Source organism: Brevibacillus porteri (assembly GCF_003013475.1).
Taxonomy (GTDB): domain Bacteria; phylum Bacillota; class Bacilli; order Brevibacillales; family Brevibacillaceae; genus Brevibacillus; species Brevibacillus porteri.
Genome location: NZ_PXZO01000031.1, coordinates 13,837 through 28,971 on the forward strand (window position 1 = coordinate 13,837; position 15,135 = coordinate 28,971).

At 47.0% G+C, this 15,135-nt stretch carries 14 protein-coding genes and 1 riboswitch; of the genes, 12 read left to right on the forward strand and 2 right to left on the reverse strand.

Translation table 11 applies throughout. The annotated features are described in order from the left end of the window. Window positions 1–33: 33 nt before the first annotated feature. Complete coding sequence (locus C7R92_RS16520; RefSeq protein WP_106835007.1) at window positions 34–909, reverse strand: dimethylarginine dimethylaminohydrolase family protein; 876 nt, start codon at window positions 907–909, stop codon at window positions 34–36. 189 nt (window positions 910–1,098) lie between these two features. Between C7R92_RS16520 and C7R92_RS16525 the strand changes: the two genes are divergently transcribed. The 8 genes from C7R92_RS16525 (at window position 1,099) to C7R92_RS16565 (ending at window position 8,206) form a co-directional block, all read left to right on the forward strand. Beyond that, window positions 1,099–1,842, forward strand: a complete 744-nt coding sequence (locus tag C7R92_RS16525) for an IclR family transcriptional regulator (protein ID WP_106835008.1) — start codon at window positions 1,099–1,101, stop codon at window positions 1,840–1,842. Between the two features lie 155 nt (window positions 1,843–1,997). Continuing rightward, window positions 1,998–2,354 (forward strand): hypothetical protein, encoded by a 357-nt coding sequence (locus C7R92_RS16530; RefSeq protein WP_106835009.1) that lies wholly within the window; start codon window positions 1,998–2,000, stop codon window positions 2,352–2,354. A 32-nt stretch (window positions 2,355–2,386) separates the two neighbouring features. Continuing rightward, complete coding sequence (locus C7R92_RS16535) at window positions 2,387–2,824, forward strand: hypothetical protein (protein WP_106835010.1); 438 nt, start codon at window positions 2,387–2,389, stop codon at window positions 2,822–2,824. A gap of 4 nt (window positions 2,825–2,828) precedes the next feature. Beyond that, entirely contained in the window at window positions 2,829–3,020 is a 192-nt protein-coding gene (locus C7R92_RS16540; RefSeq protein WP_106835011.1) for a hypothetical protein, read from the forward strand. A gap of 580 nt (window positions 3,021–3,600) precedes the next feature. Then, on the forward strand, window positions 3,601–5,130 hold the full coding sequence (locus C7R92_RS16550) for a hypothetical protein (RefSeq protein ID WP_106835012.1): 1,530 nt from the start codon (window positions 3,601–3,603) through the stop codon (window positions 5,128–5,130). A 21-nt stretch (window positions 5,131–5,151) separates the two neighbouring features. Beyond that, window positions 5,152–5,697 carry an RNA polymerase sigma factor gene (locus C7R92_RS16555; RefSeq protein ID WP_106835013.1) on the forward strand — a complete coding sequence of 182 codons (546 nt, stop codon included), beginning with the start codon at window positions 5,152–5,154 and terminating at the stop codon, window positions 5,695–5,697. Next, window positions 5,681–7,396 (forward strand): hypothetical protein, encoded by a 1,716-nt coding sequence (locus C7R92_RS16560; RefSeq protein WP_106835014.1) that lies wholly within the window; start codon window positions 5,681–5,683, stop codon window positions 7,394–7,396. The genes C7R92_RS16555 and C7R92_RS16560 overlap by 17 nt, the downstream gene beginning before the upstream one ends. A gap of 90 nt (window positions 7,397–7,486) precedes the next feature. Then, window positions 7,487–8,206 (forward strand): DUF421 domain-containing protein, encoded by a 720-nt coding sequence (locus tag C7R92_RS16565; RefSeq protein WP_106835015.1) that lies wholly within the window; start codon window positions 7,487–7,489, stop codon window positions 8,204–8,206. A 46-nt stretch (window positions 8,207–8,252) separates the two neighbouring features. Here C7R92_RS16565 and C7R92_RS16570 read toward each other — a convergent pair whose 3' ends face one another. Further along, on the reverse strand, window positions 8,253–9,506 hold the full coding sequence (locus C7R92_RS16570; protein ID WP_208636214.1) for an ATP-binding protein: 1,254 nt from the start codon (window positions 9,504–9,506) through the stop codon (window positions 8,253–8,255). 202 nt (window positions 9,507–9,708) lie between these two features. Continuing rightward, window positions 9,709–9,828, forward strand: a riboswitch (SAM riboswitch). Between the two features lie 321 nt (window positions 9,829–10,149). On the opposite strand from C7R92_RS16570, the gene C7R92_RS16575 reads away from it, so the two are divergent. From C7R92_RS16575 to C7R92_RS16590, 4 genes are all read left to right on the forward strand, one after another. After that, entirely contained in the window at window positions 10,150–11,172 is a 1,023-nt protein-coding gene (locus C7R92_RS16575) for a sugar ABC transporter substrate-binding protein (protein ID WP_106835017.1), read from the forward strand. 93 nt (window positions 11,173–11,265) lie between these two features. Next, window positions 11,266–12,756, forward strand: coding sequence for a sugar ABC transporter ATP-binding protein (locus C7R92_RS16580; RefSeq protein ID WP_106835018.1), 1,491 nt, complete (start codon window positions 11,266–11,268; stop codon window positions 12,754–12,756). A gap of 1 nt (window position 12,757) precedes the next feature. Further along, the gene (locus C7R92_RS16585; protein WP_106835019.1) at window positions 12,758–13,756 is read left to right on the forward strand and encodes an ABC transporter permease; all 999 of its coding nucleotides are present in this window, start codon (window positions 12,758–12,760) and stop codon (window positions 13,754–13,756) included. 144 nt (window positions 13,757–13,900) lie between these two features. Beyond that, window positions 13,901–15,085, forward strand: coding sequence for a glycerate kinase family protein (locus tag C7R92_RS16590; protein ID WP_106835020.1), 1,185 nt, complete (start codon window positions 13,901–13,903; stop codon window positions 15,083–15,085). The last annotated feature ends 50 nt before the right edge of the window (window positions 15,086–15,135 follow it).

Sequence of the window (15,135 nt, forward strand, 5' to 3'; positions counted from 1 at the left end):
CCTTGATGGTCTACTATCAAGTATATCTACCCGCTAAATGCGTTCCACCGGGCTTGTCAGGCAAGTAGGTCCACCTGTTCCCTTATAAGAAATCTCCTCGCCCTCATAGTCGTACACAGTCGCACCTGCATCGAGAAGGCGTTGTTTGGTAATCGGGTTGCCTGCCACGACCATGCACACTCGTGGAGCGAGGGCGAGAACATTGCTGCCCAGATTATCGTACTCATCATCCGGTACTTCAATTAACTGAATGCCTCTGTCGATGAGCAGTTGGCGGAAAAATACTGGCATCAGCTTGGAGTAGACGACTGCCAAATCATGATCGACCATGCTGATAATCGACATCAGATGCAGACATTCCGCAGGACCGCGATCATACGGGAGCTGTACCACGATGATTTCATCTGTAAAATCCTTGACCATTTCTGTAATTTGAGCAATAGCCGCTTCGTTCGTACGGAAGCCAAGGCCAATCGCGAGTGTTTTGTCATCCAGCCATACGAGATCGCCGCCATCTGACAACGCGTCGCCTGTGAGCCGCCCCAGAATTGGGATGTTGTTTTCTTCTAAAAAGGCTTTGTATACATCGGCTTCTCCCTGACGAAGCTCCTTGCCAGATTTGAGGATGATTGCCCCTTTGGAAGTAAATTTCACCGGGTCATGGGCGTAAATGGAATCCAGTCCAGTTTTATCGGATTGTGGCAAGTGCAGGACGTTTTCCACATGCTCGCGCAAAATCGATTCGAATTTGGCGTATTCATGCAGAGCGCGGTCCCAGTCAGGGCGGTCTGTATAGTTGAAGGTTTTCCACGATTGATCGAGATGTTCTTGACTGATAAATGCTTGATTGGGATGCTTGATGATGACGGTTTTCATCTTTTTGACCATGGATTGGCTGCCTTGGAACATAGTTGCCTCCCTTTTTCCACATTGCAGAATATTATTCATATTTCGAAATGTTCACCATTAGTTTACACATTCTGATTTCTGACTGTCAATCTGTGATTCCACAATGGAGTTTTTTTGCGATTCACAAAATTAAAGCAAATGGTTTAACATAGTTTCATATGAGAAGATAGAAAAAAAGGGGGGATGACCGTGATTCAATCGTTTGATCGAGCGATGGCAATTGCAACGGCACTTTCGTCGGATGAACATAGAAAATGGTGGACGATCAATGATTTAGCGAAAGAATGCCAGCTCCCGGTCAGCACCATTTATCGACTGTTGTACACGTTGATGAAGCATGGACTGGTAGAGCAGGATGCTGCGACCAAGCAATATACGTTGGGGATTAAATGGATGGAGTTCGGCTTGCGCGTGCTCGATCGGATCGATTATCGGAAGGTGATCAAGCCGATGATCGAGGAGCTTGCCAGAGAAGTGAACGAAAGTGTTTATTTCAGTCAGCCTAGCGGACTCGAATCGATTGTCGTCGAACGCGTAGACAGTCAGCACAATATCCGCATCTACGACCAGTTGGGCTTGCGGATTCCGATGCATATCGGTGCGGCCAATAAAGTCGTGCTGGCCCATATGCCTGTGGAAGAAGCACGACAAACCGTAGTGCAGCTGGTGGATGAAGAGCAGGTGCCTGCTTTTATGGAGAAGCTCCAGGAAATCAGAGCAGCTGGTCATGCGGTCAGCTTTGCGGAGCGGACGGAAAATACGGCGTCCGTCGCAGCACCGGTGATTGATTACAACCAAAAGGTAATCGGGGCGTTAAGCATTGGAATTGTTACGTATGATTTGAGGGAGGAACGATTGCAGTATTTGATTGAACGGGTAAAGGATGTCGCTCACAAAACCTCGCAACGGCTAGGCGGCCTGTCAAAGGCTTGACTGGCCTTTTTTTATGTTCTTTTCTCCTTGTGCATTTTGTTAATAACACTAAATAAAATAAAAAACAAAACAATAAAAATAAAAATGATATTAACAACGTTTATACATATATTGTAAAAGTGTATTTGTATCAAATTTGGGGAGGTTTTTACATCGTGGGGTTTTCAATTGAACGGGTAAGAGAAAGTGTATCTCGAGTTAAAGAGAGAGCAGAACGAACAGTTAGGGAAGCGACGGAGAAAGTAAAGGAGAAGGCAATCGAAAAAGGGAAAGAGATTTTCCCAAACGATCCAAAAGCTGTTGGTAAAATAGTTGCCGAAAAAACTGCGACAGGTATGGCCATGGGTGCTGCATTTGGCGTAACAGTCGGGGGAATGGGACAGGCAAAGGACGCTAAGTATAAAGGAACCGCAGGTGCTGTGATTGGTGGACATTTGGGCGCTATTAGAGGATCAATAGAAGGAAATGTGCGACACGAAATTGGAAAAGCACTGTGGGGTAAAGGTGACTAATATCCAAGAGAAGCAAGAAGGTAAGAAGTTATATGATAAAATCAATTGTGGTTTGTGAGGATACAACAAATAGTTACGAGCCCATTAATGCACAACGCCGCTATTTTCCAGGGGTTCATGGCACTGTCCAAATTTTAGTTCGACTCTCTAAAATCGAACAAGATTCCAATGTTACTTTTCAGTGGTATATATCAGGAGAGCCTGAGACACCGCTTGCAACATACGTGGTACCGATGTTACGAAATAATAATGCTGACAGATTTGCAGTTGGAGTATTAGATTTAGAGGCTTTACTAGTGTTGAACTCATTTGATATTTATCAAAAATGGTTTGTTATAGTGAGTTATGGGGGTGAAACTTATCGTGAAGATTTCGAGTTGAGGAAATTTAATAACTATCTATCAAATGGATCGTATCCTGCTACCCAAAGAAATACAGTGAGTGCAACAAGGATTAACTGGAGGGGCTAGAAAAATGGCTTTGATTATTGCAACAGAGCTAATCAGAATCTTTCTTGCTTATGTAGGCGGTTATATAATTCTACTAGGATTGCAGACTTCCTATAAATGGGCAAATGGCAGAGAAGCCAAGCTTAGCTTTTCTCAAAAAATGATGGTTCTCACAATAGGTGTAGCCATAGATATCATTTTCCGATATGTTTTTTAATCATCAAAAAACTCGATCTTCCCAATAGTCCGGGGAAATCGAGTTTTTCTTGTTTCCGGGCCAAACACTAGGACCGACCTTTATCCAATAGCTTAAAATCCTTACTGATACAAGCCTGTTTTAGCCTTTTTGTCTTCATCAAGTATTTCATACTGTAGATACTTCAAAAGGCGAACAAGCCAAATCGGAGTGATCGTTCGATTTTCCCTTTTCAATCCGTTCCATTTGAAATACCAATACACGCTCCCTTGCAGGAAAAGAAATACCAAAAGAAAAAACGAAGCCCAGAAAGAATAGAGGGAAAATAATCTCTATTTCGTGTACAAAAAATCAATAGGGAAGCTGAGAAGCAGAAAAAACCAATTACGCCATAGGCTTCGCCAGTTTATAAAAAAGAAAACCTTGCCTCTACATATTTTTTCGTATGTTCACCTTATGTAGAAAAGTTACATTTTGACAACTTGCAGAGAAAAAATCCATTTGTTTCTACAGAAATTTTGATTTCCTTGTAACATTTCCCTTCTGCTTTCGACTATTGGGCTAGGAACATAAAAAAGTGAAAGCCAGGAGGAAATTCAAAATGAAACCATATGCAACCAAAAAGCTGATGATCACAGTAGGAGCTGCTGCTTTGCTCTTCTCAAGCCCATTGTGGGTTACGCAACCACAAGTAACTGTACAAGCCGCGGCAGTTAAATCAACACAACCCCAATTGAGTAAAGCAGCCCAAAAAACCATAGACAAGCTGAACAAACACTACCCGGAATTAAAAAATGCGGAAAAAACCATTTCGCGTAACAATCAGGAGCGAGATGTCTTCCAGATCCAATTCCGCATCTTCAGCAACAAGGAGCGGACGGAAGTATCCCTGTATGCGGATGCCAAAATCGATGCAAACAACGGTATGCTGTTATTCTTCTCTGCACACGACATTCCCAAAAAGAAACCGACTAAAAGTCCTACGGAAGCGATGGGAAAAGAGAAAGCGCCGAGTGTTCTGAAGAATTTCATCGGTGACGCCATCAAGCAATACCAAATAGACGAGGTAACAGTTGATGGTGAGGGTGCAGAGGCCGTGGCAAATGTGCGTTTCGTTCGGGTTGTGAATCAAATTCCGGTAAAAGACGATTCTTACGTAGTAGCGATCAATGGAGTAGGCGAGCTAGACTATATAAATGCAGGAAACACAACAGGATTGCAGATGGACGCAAGTAAATTCGCCGCTCCGTCAGGGGTTAAGAATCCAGACGAATTCGGCAAACAATTAGAAGACATGCTCCACCTTAGCTATGAGCAAAAAGCAAGAGACATAAGCGCTGGCTTCCGCCCAGTCTACAGCCTGAATTTTTCCGGATATCTGGATGCACGATCAGGAGCCGAGGTAGAGTCCGGATGGACCAAGAAAAATAAGTACGGGAAACTAATCCCGATAACGCCTGGCAACCAGCGGGTCTTCGCCAAAACAAATGAGGAGATAGCCGCCGCACTCTCCACTTTTATTCCATTGCCTGAAGGAATTGTGTTTAAAATAACCAAAGGTGCGCCAGTTCTCGAAGGAGAAAAGGAGTATGATGCCGTGGTTGGAAACAAAAAGTTCTCAGTGAGGACAGTGAATGATCAGATTGCGTACTTCCATGTAATTGAAAACCCACCAAAGCAGAAAGTGATTACTGAGGCAGCTGCCGAGGAAAAAGCAGTGGCGTTTCTGCAACCGTTTGTAGACGCAGAGGTAACGGAGCTGGTACCACAAATGGAGCTGGTACCACAAATGGTTAACAGAGAAGCAGGCAAGCAAAAGTTTCTATTTTCTCCTGTACACCAAGGGATTATGGTTAAGGGACAGGGCTATTCCGTAATAGTTGACATGCATACGGGAGACATTGTATCCGCCAGTTTACCAGTAACTACTGGTAAATTATCCTATGATGATGCCTCAAATGTCGTAGGGCCCGAGCAAGCCGTACAAGCATTGTTGAAAGCTAACCCGCTTACACTTCACTACGTGTTTCCTTCCCTTAACGGACGGTACCAGGGAACACCTGTCCTTGTTTATGAGCCGAAAGAAAGAAACGGAAAGATTGACGCGGTTACCGGTCAATTTATCAAGTAGGGAGCAGGGAGAGGAAATCCAGTGCAGGACACAGCCGATTACGAAGCGCGGATTAAAGCGATCTATCGCGAGCATTACCGTGATGTCTATCAATATCTCTACTACTTTACGGGGAAGCGTGAGCATGCGGAGGATTTAACGCAGGAAGTATTTATCCGGGTTTTGGACGCTTTGGCCAGATATGAAGAGCGTTCCAGTGTGAAGACATGGATTTTGCATATTGCCAAGCATGTCGCCATCGATGATTACCGGAAGAGGCGGGTGCAAACGCTTTTTGGCATGGAATTGTTAAAAGGGCTGCCTTCTCTTCTGGGAAGGCCGGAAGCGGAGCTGGCTTCCAAGGAAGAACAGCTGGAAATTGAGCAGGCGATGCAAAAAATGAAGCCGCATCATCGGAATGTACTGATTTTGCGTGGTATCAAGGCCTACAGCATTCGGGAAACGGCTGAAATCCTCGGAACAAGCGAAGCCAAGGTCCGCGTAGATTTTCACCGGGCAACAAAAGAACTCAAAAAAGTTTTGCATGTCGACTGGATAGGAGGGTTGGCCAATGAATACTCCAAATGACGAGCAATTCTTCGCGGCTCTTCCTCAGTCAAAGGATGCGGAGCCAAGGAGCGAATTCGTCGAAGCGCTGGAAGCAAAGCTGGTGCAACGGGCGCGCACCAAAACGAATCGCTCGAAAGGAGTCGTCCTCAAGCTGGCGACATGGACAGTTTCCGTTGCTACGGTGGCCGCAGCAGTATGGATGATGGGTGTAACCCCGGAGATGTTCACGCAATCTCGGGTTGAATCAAAAGCGCATTTGGTTCCCCGCTCCTTCTCCTCGACAGAAATAACAGAAAGCGAGCTAAGCCAAGCGGCGATCAGAACGCTGGAAAAGCTGTACGAGAAATATCCTCCTTTTCGGGAAGCGGAAAAGAGGGTCTACGTAACGAAAGCTCCTCGCGAGGTGTACGACATAGATTTTCGCACGTTTAGCAACAATGAACGAACAGAAGTGTCGCTATATGCCAGAGCGAAGCTGGACGCCAAAAGCGGGCTCTTGCTCGGATTCGATCTGGAAAAGATTCCAGGGCAAGAGAATGTCGAAGGAGCGCCTTCCAAGGAGAGAATAGAGCGACAGGCGAAGGCATTTATGGAACCGTTTCTGGGCAAAAATCTGGAACAGTATCGGATCGAACAAATAGATGGGCAAGAGGGAGCAGATACCGTTTCGCATGAAGCCGTCCGCTTGCAACGCTACGTGAATGACGTGCAGGTAGAAGGAGATAACTATGTGATTGGTATGAGCGATGTCGGGCATATTCGTTATATCAATTCAGGGGATTCAACCGGAATGAATCTGGACGCTGGGCAGTTTCCTCCAATAGCTGAGAGGCCTTCTCCGAAGAAAACAGAGAGCGGACTTGCAGAAGTCATGCAGCTGACGTATGAGAGAGTTGGGAAGAAGGGCGTGGACTACGTTCTTCGCTACAGCGAAAACTTCTCCAGGTATCTCGATGCTCGTACTGGCAAGGAAGTGAAAACGATCTTGTGGCGTGGGGAGTCGTTTGGCGACAGCATTGCCGTCAATCCAGGAGGCAAGAAGACAATGGTTGCATCGGCAAAAGAGGCTGCGGCAGCCATAGAGTTTTTCGGTCAGAAGGTGGAGGGCTTCACATTTACGGCGAGTAATGTGCCCGAATATATGATGGGAGACAACGAACGAGAATACCAGGCCAAAAAAGGAGAGCGATTCATGCAGGTGACTACCGTCAACAATCGGGCAGCAGCGTTCAAGATCTCTTATCCTGAGCTACGAGAAGGTGATCCGACACTTACCATCGCAGAATTGCAGGAGAGAGCGATCTTGTTTTTAGAGCCGTATTTGGATTCACGGGTGAAGACGGTTCGTATGCAGGAGCAAGTGTATGTGATGGGCAGACAGGTTGAATTGAAATTTGTCCGAGAAATAAACGGCGTAATGGTGCCGGATCAGTATTATAAGGTCACGATCGACGGGCAGACAGGAGAAATTATCGGGGTGAAATTGACATTCCCGCATGAGCAGGAGAGCTTCGCAGATGTAGCCAAAGTGATTTCACCAGAAGAGGCGGCGCAGGTTTATCTCCAACATCATCCGCTCAGTCCTCGCTATGTCTTTCCGCTAGATAACAATTACAATAGGATTCAAGAGCAACCAGTCTTGGTCTATTCGGCAGAAATACTGAAAAGCAATGGCGATGTGGATGCCATTACGGGAGAATGGCTGCCAAACGAATAAAGAGAGACACCAGGGGGAGACTCCTGGTGTTTTGTTTTGCATAATGGCTTCCCAGAAATTGCATAGTAAAGCGTGAGGGGAGGGACAAACGTGGAAGGATTCGGAGAAAGCATGCTCGTCATCGGGCGCGTATGTACGATTATTCCTTTATTACTGCTGGTCACCTTGTTCATGGGCAAGCGTTCGATTGGGGAGCTGCCAGTTTTTGACTTCATCATCATTATTACTTTGGGATCAGTGGCAGGGGCTGACATTGCAGAGCCGGATGTCCGTCACATATCGATCGCATTGGCGATTTTGACGTTGGGTATCTTGCAACGGGTTGTATCGCAGTTGTCCATTGTCTTTCGCTGGTTTGCTAGAATGGTTACATTTGAACCGACCGTCATTTTCTACAACGGGACTTTTCACGTCAAAAACTTGAAGAAAATCCGCTACTCGCTCGATAATGTCCTCCATATGCTTCGTGAAAAAGACATTTTTGACCTGGCAGAGATTGATTTGGCTATTATCGAGGCAAACGGTCGGTTGACTGTGCTCAAAAAAGTAGAGCAGCAGGTCGTAACGAAACAGGATGTAAATATCCAGACCTCCTCTTCGGGAATGTCGTTGCCTGTCATTGTGGAAGGCAAGATTTATCCGGATGTGCTGTCATACCGGAATCGGGATGAGCAATGGCTTGTGCACGAATTGAAGAAAAAGGGGATCGCGTCCGAACAAGTCTTTCTTGCAACGATCAATCGCCAAAATGAATTGCAGTTGTCCTTGAAAAATAATAAAGAACCACAAGTACCCCCGCTGCATCATTAGTGTTCCAATGGAAAAAGGCACAGTCCCTCTGCAAAATTGCAAAAAGTTACTGTGCCTTATACGGGAGCATAATGGTGAACTTGGTTCCTACTCGTGGTTTGCTTGATACATTGACCGTTCCACCAATCGCATGAATGACATGATAGGAATACGTCAATCCAAGACCAGTCCCGGTTGTTTTCGTAGAAAAGTAAATCGTTCCGAGACGGCTAATCTGTCCTGCATCCATGCCGACGCCGTTATCCTTGATGACCAACAGGGCTTTGTTTCGCTCGATGAGCAAGTCCAGGGAGACTTTTCCGTCCGAAATATCCGAGCACGCCTCGATAGCATTTTTGATGAAATTCACTAACACCTGCTTGAACTCGTCTGGATTAGCCTTGATCGTCACAGGTCTCTCAAAGTCTTGTAGCGTAAGCTCCACGTTATGCATATTGGCAAAGGGGAGCATCACCTCGCGGATGGCATGCAGATGCTCGCTCACATTAATGATCTCATGTCGTTCCTTGAGCGGCTTGGAAATCGCAAGGTACTCGGTCAAAATGGCTTCTGTGCGTTGGACTTCATCGAGACTGATGCGAATGTATTGATCGATTTTCACCAAATTTTCCGGGGATTCCTGTATTAATTTCAAAAAGCCTTTGACAGCTGTCAGCGGATTGCGAACCTCGTGTGCGAGCGATGCAGCAACATGGCTCATCGTCTGGATTTTTTCGTTTTGCGCGTGGCGAATAAACAGCTCCTTATCCGAAACGCATTTGCTGAAAAGCGACATTAACAACCAGAGGCCGAAAAAGTTCTGAATAGGAATCACTATAGTGTAGAAAACGAGGTGTTGAGTTACATACGTGGGAAAAAAGTAATAAGTAGTCCCTAAAGCAACCGTAGAAAAAATCGCACTCGTCATAAAAAGATACAGTGTTTTCCGATAACTGGCTTTGTAGTGTCGATACAAAAAGAGTGACAAGACAAAATTGACTGTAAGGATCAGCAAGGCAACCCATGTTCCTTCGCCATCAAGGTAGTACCGATAAACCAAGGCTTCAATCAGAAGGAGTAAGGCAATCTCGATTCCGCCATAAACTAGTCCGAAAAATATGATGACATGTCGGATATCAAAAACCATGCCATTGGTGACGCTCGGGGCGAAGGTCATCGCGAGAAACATGCAGGCTGAGCTGGTGATGACAATAAAGGAACGGCTGTAGTTCCTCATTTTGTCACGGTAATAGATGTTGAAAAACACAAACGGGATAATGGCGAAAAACCATTGAAGAATAACTTCTTTTAATAGACTCATGTAGCATCCCCATCGCAAATATTTGCTAGGCTTGTATCAATCTACGATAATTCGACAAGACACAACAAAATCCCTCTTGTTGTTACAGAAGAAACTGGAATATTTATCAAGAAAATTCTTTCGGTAAACCTAGTTGACAGATAGGTAATTGCCAGATTATATTCTGTATATACTTATACAAACGTTTTGAAAATAGAAACTACTCTTATCAAGAGAAGGCTGAGGGAATGGCCCTATGAAGCCCGGCAACCTAGCACGAGAGATTGTGTTCTTTCGAGCCAAGGTGCTAACTCCAACAGGTAGAATACCTGACAGATAAGAGGCGAGAATCTTGTCGATTTTTGTCCTCTTTCTCTGTGAAAGAGGATTTTTTGCGTAGCTAACGTGGGGAAGCTTCTTTTGTTTCCTTCTTGAAAGTGAAATCAAAAGAAGCTTCGGTGAATCACTAACAAAACGTTGTAAAGGCTCCTACTACACACCAGCTTTTCGTTAGCACTGGCACATGTCTGGAAGGAGACCGCCCGAACGCAGAGAGGATACAGGCGACTGGAAGACATGTGCCAGGGCTACCCCAACCGATTGAGGGGAAACAAAATTTTTAATCTTGTTATCTGTTTTAAAAAGAAAAAGGGGGAGCATCTCAATGAAAAAGAAACTCGGTCTGATCACATCACTTGTTTTGGCAGCATCTGTTCTTGTGACGGCATGCGGCAGCGGGGCAACAACGGGAACCGGCAGCACAAGCGGCGGTGCTTCGGGAGAGAAGGCAAAGAGAATCGCATTGATCATGCGTCAAAACGTAGGGACATTCTCCGCACAATACATCAATGGCGTGAAGACAGAGGTGGAGAAAAACGGCGGTGAGTTGACCGTATTCAACGCAGATACCGATCTGGCAAAAATGGCGTCCAACCTCGATGCGGCTGTGAACCAAAAGTTTGATGGCATTCTGATCGACCATGGTACGGCAGAAGCGTTGCAGCAGGGTACGCAAAAGGCCGTGGATAAAAAAATCCCGGTTGTCCTGTTTGATACAGACATCAACATTCCGGGTGTGCCAGTTGTGGCGCAGGATGACAACAAGTTGGCAGAGCTGAGCCTGGAGAAGCTGGCTGCAGATACAAATGGCAAAGGCAGCATCGTAAAAATTTGGGTAGCTGGCTTTGCGCCTATGGAAAAACGCCAAGTGACGTATGAAGCTTTCCAGAAGAAATACCCGGACATCAAAGAGATTGCTGCATTCGGTTCTGCTACCAATAATACGGCACTCGATACACAAACGCAGATGGAAGCGATCTTGAAAAAGTATCCCAACAAAGGCGACATCACAGCAGTATGGGCGGCATGGGATGAATTTGCCAAAGGGGCGACACGTGCCATCCAGCAAGCAGGCCGTACGGAAATCAAAGTATACTCCATCGATTTGAGCGATGAGGATCTGCAAATGATCCAGGCGGAAAACTCTCCGTGGACAGCGACGGCAGCGGTAGACCCATCCAATATCGGGCGCATCCATGCCCAAACCGTGTTCCAAAAAATCAAAGGCGAGCAAGTGCCAGACAACGTGAAGCTGAATCCAGTGCTGGTGAAACAGGAAGACCTGCCGAAGGATAAGAAAGTAACGATGGGCGACCTGTCCCAATACGTACAAGAGTGGGGCAAGTAAGAACCAAATTGGCTTTTCCCGTTGATCTGTATCCGTCAACGGGATTTTTCCTTATAGAGGTTGGAACACGCAGGTAAACAGGAGGTGTGAAAAATGTCCACATTGCAGATGAAAGGGATGGCGAAGCAGTTTTCTGGGGTTCCTGCCTTGCGATCCGTCGATTTTGAGGTGCGCGCTGGAGAGGTTCATGCACTTCTCGGTGCTAATGGTGCGGGAAAGAGTACCCTGATGAAAATTCTCACGGGAGCGTATCAGGCAGATGGAGGTACGATCACCATCGATGGACAGGCCGTGTCGATTCAATCTCCGCAGGACGCCAAAGCACAGGGCATTCAATGTGTATATCAGGAAGTGGACACCGCCTTGATCCCGTATTTGAGCGTTGCCGAAAACATATTGGCGGGCCAGCTCGTCCAGGCGAAAACCAAGGGACTAATCAACTGGCAGAGCTTGTACAACGAATCGGAGCAGATTTTAAAAAACTTCGGCTTCTCTATTCCGGTGAGGATGCTCGTCGAAGAATGTACGCTGTCGGAAAAGCAATTGATTTTGATTGCACGGGCTACCGTTCAAAAGGCGAAGTACGTCATTTTCGATGAACCGACAGCGCCGTTGAGCACGAAGGAGAGCGAACGGTTGTTTCAAATCATTGCGCAGTTGAAAAAGGCTGGAGTCGGGATCATTTATATCTCCCACAGGTTGCCAGAAATCTTTGAAATCTGTGATCGGATCACCATCATGCGCGATGGACAGCATGTCGTGACCACAGACACGGCAAAGACCAATATGGACGAAGTGATCGCGAACATGCTGGGCAAAAGCTTTGACGAGGAGTTCCCGAAGATGGAAGTGCCGATTGGCGAAACGATTTTTGAGGCGGCAGGTGTGGCTGGTGGCAAAGTACGCGGAGTCGACCTGCAAGTTCACGAGGGAGAGATCGTGGGTGTCGTCGGTCTGGTTGGGGCAGGGAAGACTGAGCTCGCCCGATTGCTCTTCGGTGCGGATGGGGCAAAGGCCGGTGCCATTCGATTGCATGGAACACGTATCCAACTGCGCTCGCCAAAAGATGCAGTCGATGCAGGGATCGTACTCGTCCCGGAGGAAAGGCGCAAAGAAGGAATTTTCGTAGAGGAGTCGGTACAGAACAACCTGTCTGTCGCCTCGTTGAAAAAGAAGTCCTGGCTCGGTTTTATCAAAAGAGGGACGGAAGCGGCTAACGCAAGAGAGCTGGTGCAGCGCCTTGGTGTAAAAACAGCCGATATCAAGCAGCTGGTCGGTTTTCTCAGCGGCGGAAACCAGCAAAAAGTCGCTATCGGCAAATGGCTGGATACAAACGCTCACCTCTTTATGTTTGACGAGCCGACAAAAGGGGTGGATATCGGCGCGAAAAGCGATATTTACCGTCTGATCGGAAATCTCGCTGAGCAGAAAAAGGGCGTCCTGTATTTCTCCTGTGAGTTTCAAGAAGTCATCGGGATCGCAGACCGGATTCTCGTCATGTTCGAGGGCAAAATTGTGAAGGAATTGAGTCGCGAGGAAGCAACACAAGAGCTGATTATGTACTACGCAAGCGGAGGTGAATAACGTGGCAGATAAAAAGTTTAGCTTTTTTGATTTTGTTTATAAATACGGAACGGTTGCCGTCATTGTCATTGTCATGTTGTTATTCAGTTTGACCAACCCGTATTTCTTCACGTACGACAACTTGACGGACATTCTTCGCTCCATCTCGATTGTGACATTTGTCGCGATTGGCGTTACGTTCTCGCTGATTGTCGGAGGCTTTGACTTGTCTGTAGGATCGACGGTTTCATTGACCACAGTCGTTTCTGCTTCGATGATGGTTTGGTACGAACAAGGAGTCTTTACGACACTGGTGGTTCCGATTGTACTCAGCTTGCTCGTCGGGCTGGTCAACGCCTTCCTGGTCGTGAAAATCCGCATTCCTGATTTGCTGGCTACGCTGGCGATGCTCTACATCGTCAACGGTATTCATATGACGTATTCCCAAGGCTACTCGATCTACGCAAACATGCCGATGCAGGACGGCTCACAGGCTCCGGGAAAATTCCAGGAATGGTTCCTCTGGCTGGGCCAAGGAGAAATTCTCTCCGTACCGATTCCCGTTATCCTGACCTTTTTACTTGTCGCGATTACGCATGTGTACTTGACCTATACGAGACAGGGCCGGATGCTGTACATGACAGGCGGCAATTTGGAAGCAGCTCGTCTGTCGGGGATTCCTGTGAATCGCTATCGTACCTTGGCTTATGTGCTCTCCGCTCTTTTTGCAGGCTTGGGTGGGATGCTCTTGGCAGCGCGGATCGGTACCGGGCAGGTGAGTAGTGGCGGCTCTATGCTGATGGATGCAGTAGCGGCTGCTTTCGTAGGATTCTCCGTATTCGGTGCAGGAAAGCCAAACGTATTCGGTACATTTGTGGGAGCCATCCTGATCGGGGTGCTGCTCAACGGCATGACGATGCTCAATCTGCCGTATTACGCTTACGATATTATTAAGGGGACGGTTTTGGCGCTTGCCCTGGCTGTGACCTATTATCAACTGCGCAGAAAACGAAACGCTTAGAATCGTAACGTTCTTCTTGCTTTTCTCTCATCATTTTCACATCTTCCTATTATTCCCTTCTCTTTTTTGAAGCTTAGTATTGGTCTTACTTAAGTGAGACCAATGCGAAAGCAAATTCAAATAAAGAGAAGGGATGTTGTTTTTATGCGTATACTCGTTGTGCCTTCGGGCTTTAAGGAAAGTTTAGATGCCGAGCAAGCAGCGGAGTGCATGAAAGAAGGAATTCTGCGCGTACTCCCGCTCTCCCAAGTACAGACACTGCCGATGGTGGACGGAGGAGAAGGCTTTACAAAAGCGATTGTGAAAATTTCGAATGGCTCGATTATCGATAAGGAAGTAACTGGCCCCGTAGGAGAAAAGGTTTCTTCCCATTTCGGGATATTCGGATCAAAGACGACAGGTCAAACGGCTGTGATTGAGATGGCGGCAGCAGCGGGACTGCGACTGGTTCCAAGAAGCTTGCGTGATCCGCGCAAAACGACGACACATGGCGTCGGTGAATTGATCAAAGCGGCGCTGGACATGGGGGCAGATCGTATTTTGCTAGGCTGCGGCGATTCTGGTACTTCCGATGGCGGGGCAGGCATGGCGCAAGCACTTGGCGCGAAATTTTTGGATGCAAGTGGTCAAGAAATCCGTATTGAAGGCGGAATCTCGCTGGCAAAAGTAACGAAAATCGATGTTTCCGGCATGGACAAAAGACTCAAGCAGGTGCAAATCGATGTGGCTTGCAATTGGTTTAACAAGCTGTGTGGGGAAAACGGAGTCGCTCGCGTGTTTGGCCCGCAAAAGGGAGCAACACCGGAGCAAGTGGTTGAGCTGGAAGAAGCACTTGAACAATTCGCGGCTATCATCGAGCGAGACTTCGGTATCGACGTCAGAGAGATGCCGGGCAGTGGTGCATCGGGTGGCTTGGGTGCCGGACTGCATGCGCTGACGGGTGCGAATCTGTATCCACGCTACGATATCATCATGAAGTACATTGATTTGGATCGGATGCTTCAAGAGACAGACCTTGTATTTACGGCGGAAGGCAGCATTGATTTTCAAACACCGCGAGGAAAAATTCCCGTGGAAGTGGCAAAGCGAGCGAAAAAGCATGCCCTGCCGGTAGTGGCTTTAGTTGGGACTGTTGGCAAAGGTGCCCGACTCAATTATGAGCACGGAATTGATGCGTACACGAGTATTTTGCCGATGCCGTCTACGCTGGAGGAAGCGTTCATGCATGCGCAGAAATGGCTGACTGATTGCTCGGAAAGCTCCATGAGAACCATCATGGTGGGCCTGCAGCTCGCAAATCGTTTAATGGCGAAGGAGCAAGTATCGTGATTGCACAGACTGTTGCAAAGGAAAGACCTGCCTGGGTCCTTCCAATTGTC

Bases quoted from the DNA above. Each gene is read 5' to 3' on its own strand.
- C7R92_RS16535 (WP_106835010.1), top strand. From the start codon at position 2,387: ATGATAAAATCAATTGTGGTTTGTGAGGATACAACAAATAGTTACGAG.
- C7R92_RS16580 (WP_106835018.1), top strand. From the start codon at position 11,266: ATGTCCACATTGCAGATGAAAGGGATGGCGAAGCAGTTTTCTGGGGTT.
- C7R92_RS16550 (WP_106835012.1), top strand. From the start codon at position 3,601: ATGAAACCATATGCAACCAAAAAGCTGATGATCACAGTAGGAGCTGCT.
- C7R92_RS16540 (WP_106835011.1), top strand. From the start codon at position 2,829: ATGGCTTTGATTATTGCAACAGAGCTAATCAGAATCTTTCTTGCTTAT.
- C7R92_RS16570 (WP_208636214.1), bottom strand. From the start codon at position 9,506: ATGAGTCTATTAAAAGAAGTTATTCTTCAATGGTTTTTCGCCATTATC.
- C7R92_RS16520 (WP_106835007.1), bottom strand. From the start codon at position 909: ATGTTCCAAGGCAGCCAATCCATGGTCAAAAAGATGAAAACCGTCATC.
- C7R92_RS16575 (WP_106835017.1), top strand. From the start codon at position 10,150: ATGAAAAAGAAACTCGGTCTGATCACATCACTTGTTTTGGCAGCATCT.
- C7R92_RS16590 (WP_106835020.1), top strand. From the start codon at position 13,901: ATGCGTATACTCGTTGTGCCTTCGGGCTTTAAGGAAAGTTTAGATGCC.
- C7R92_RS16560 (WP_106835014.1), top strand. From the start codon at position 5,681: ATGAATACTCCAAATGACGAGCAATTCTTCGCGGCTCTTCCTCAGTCA.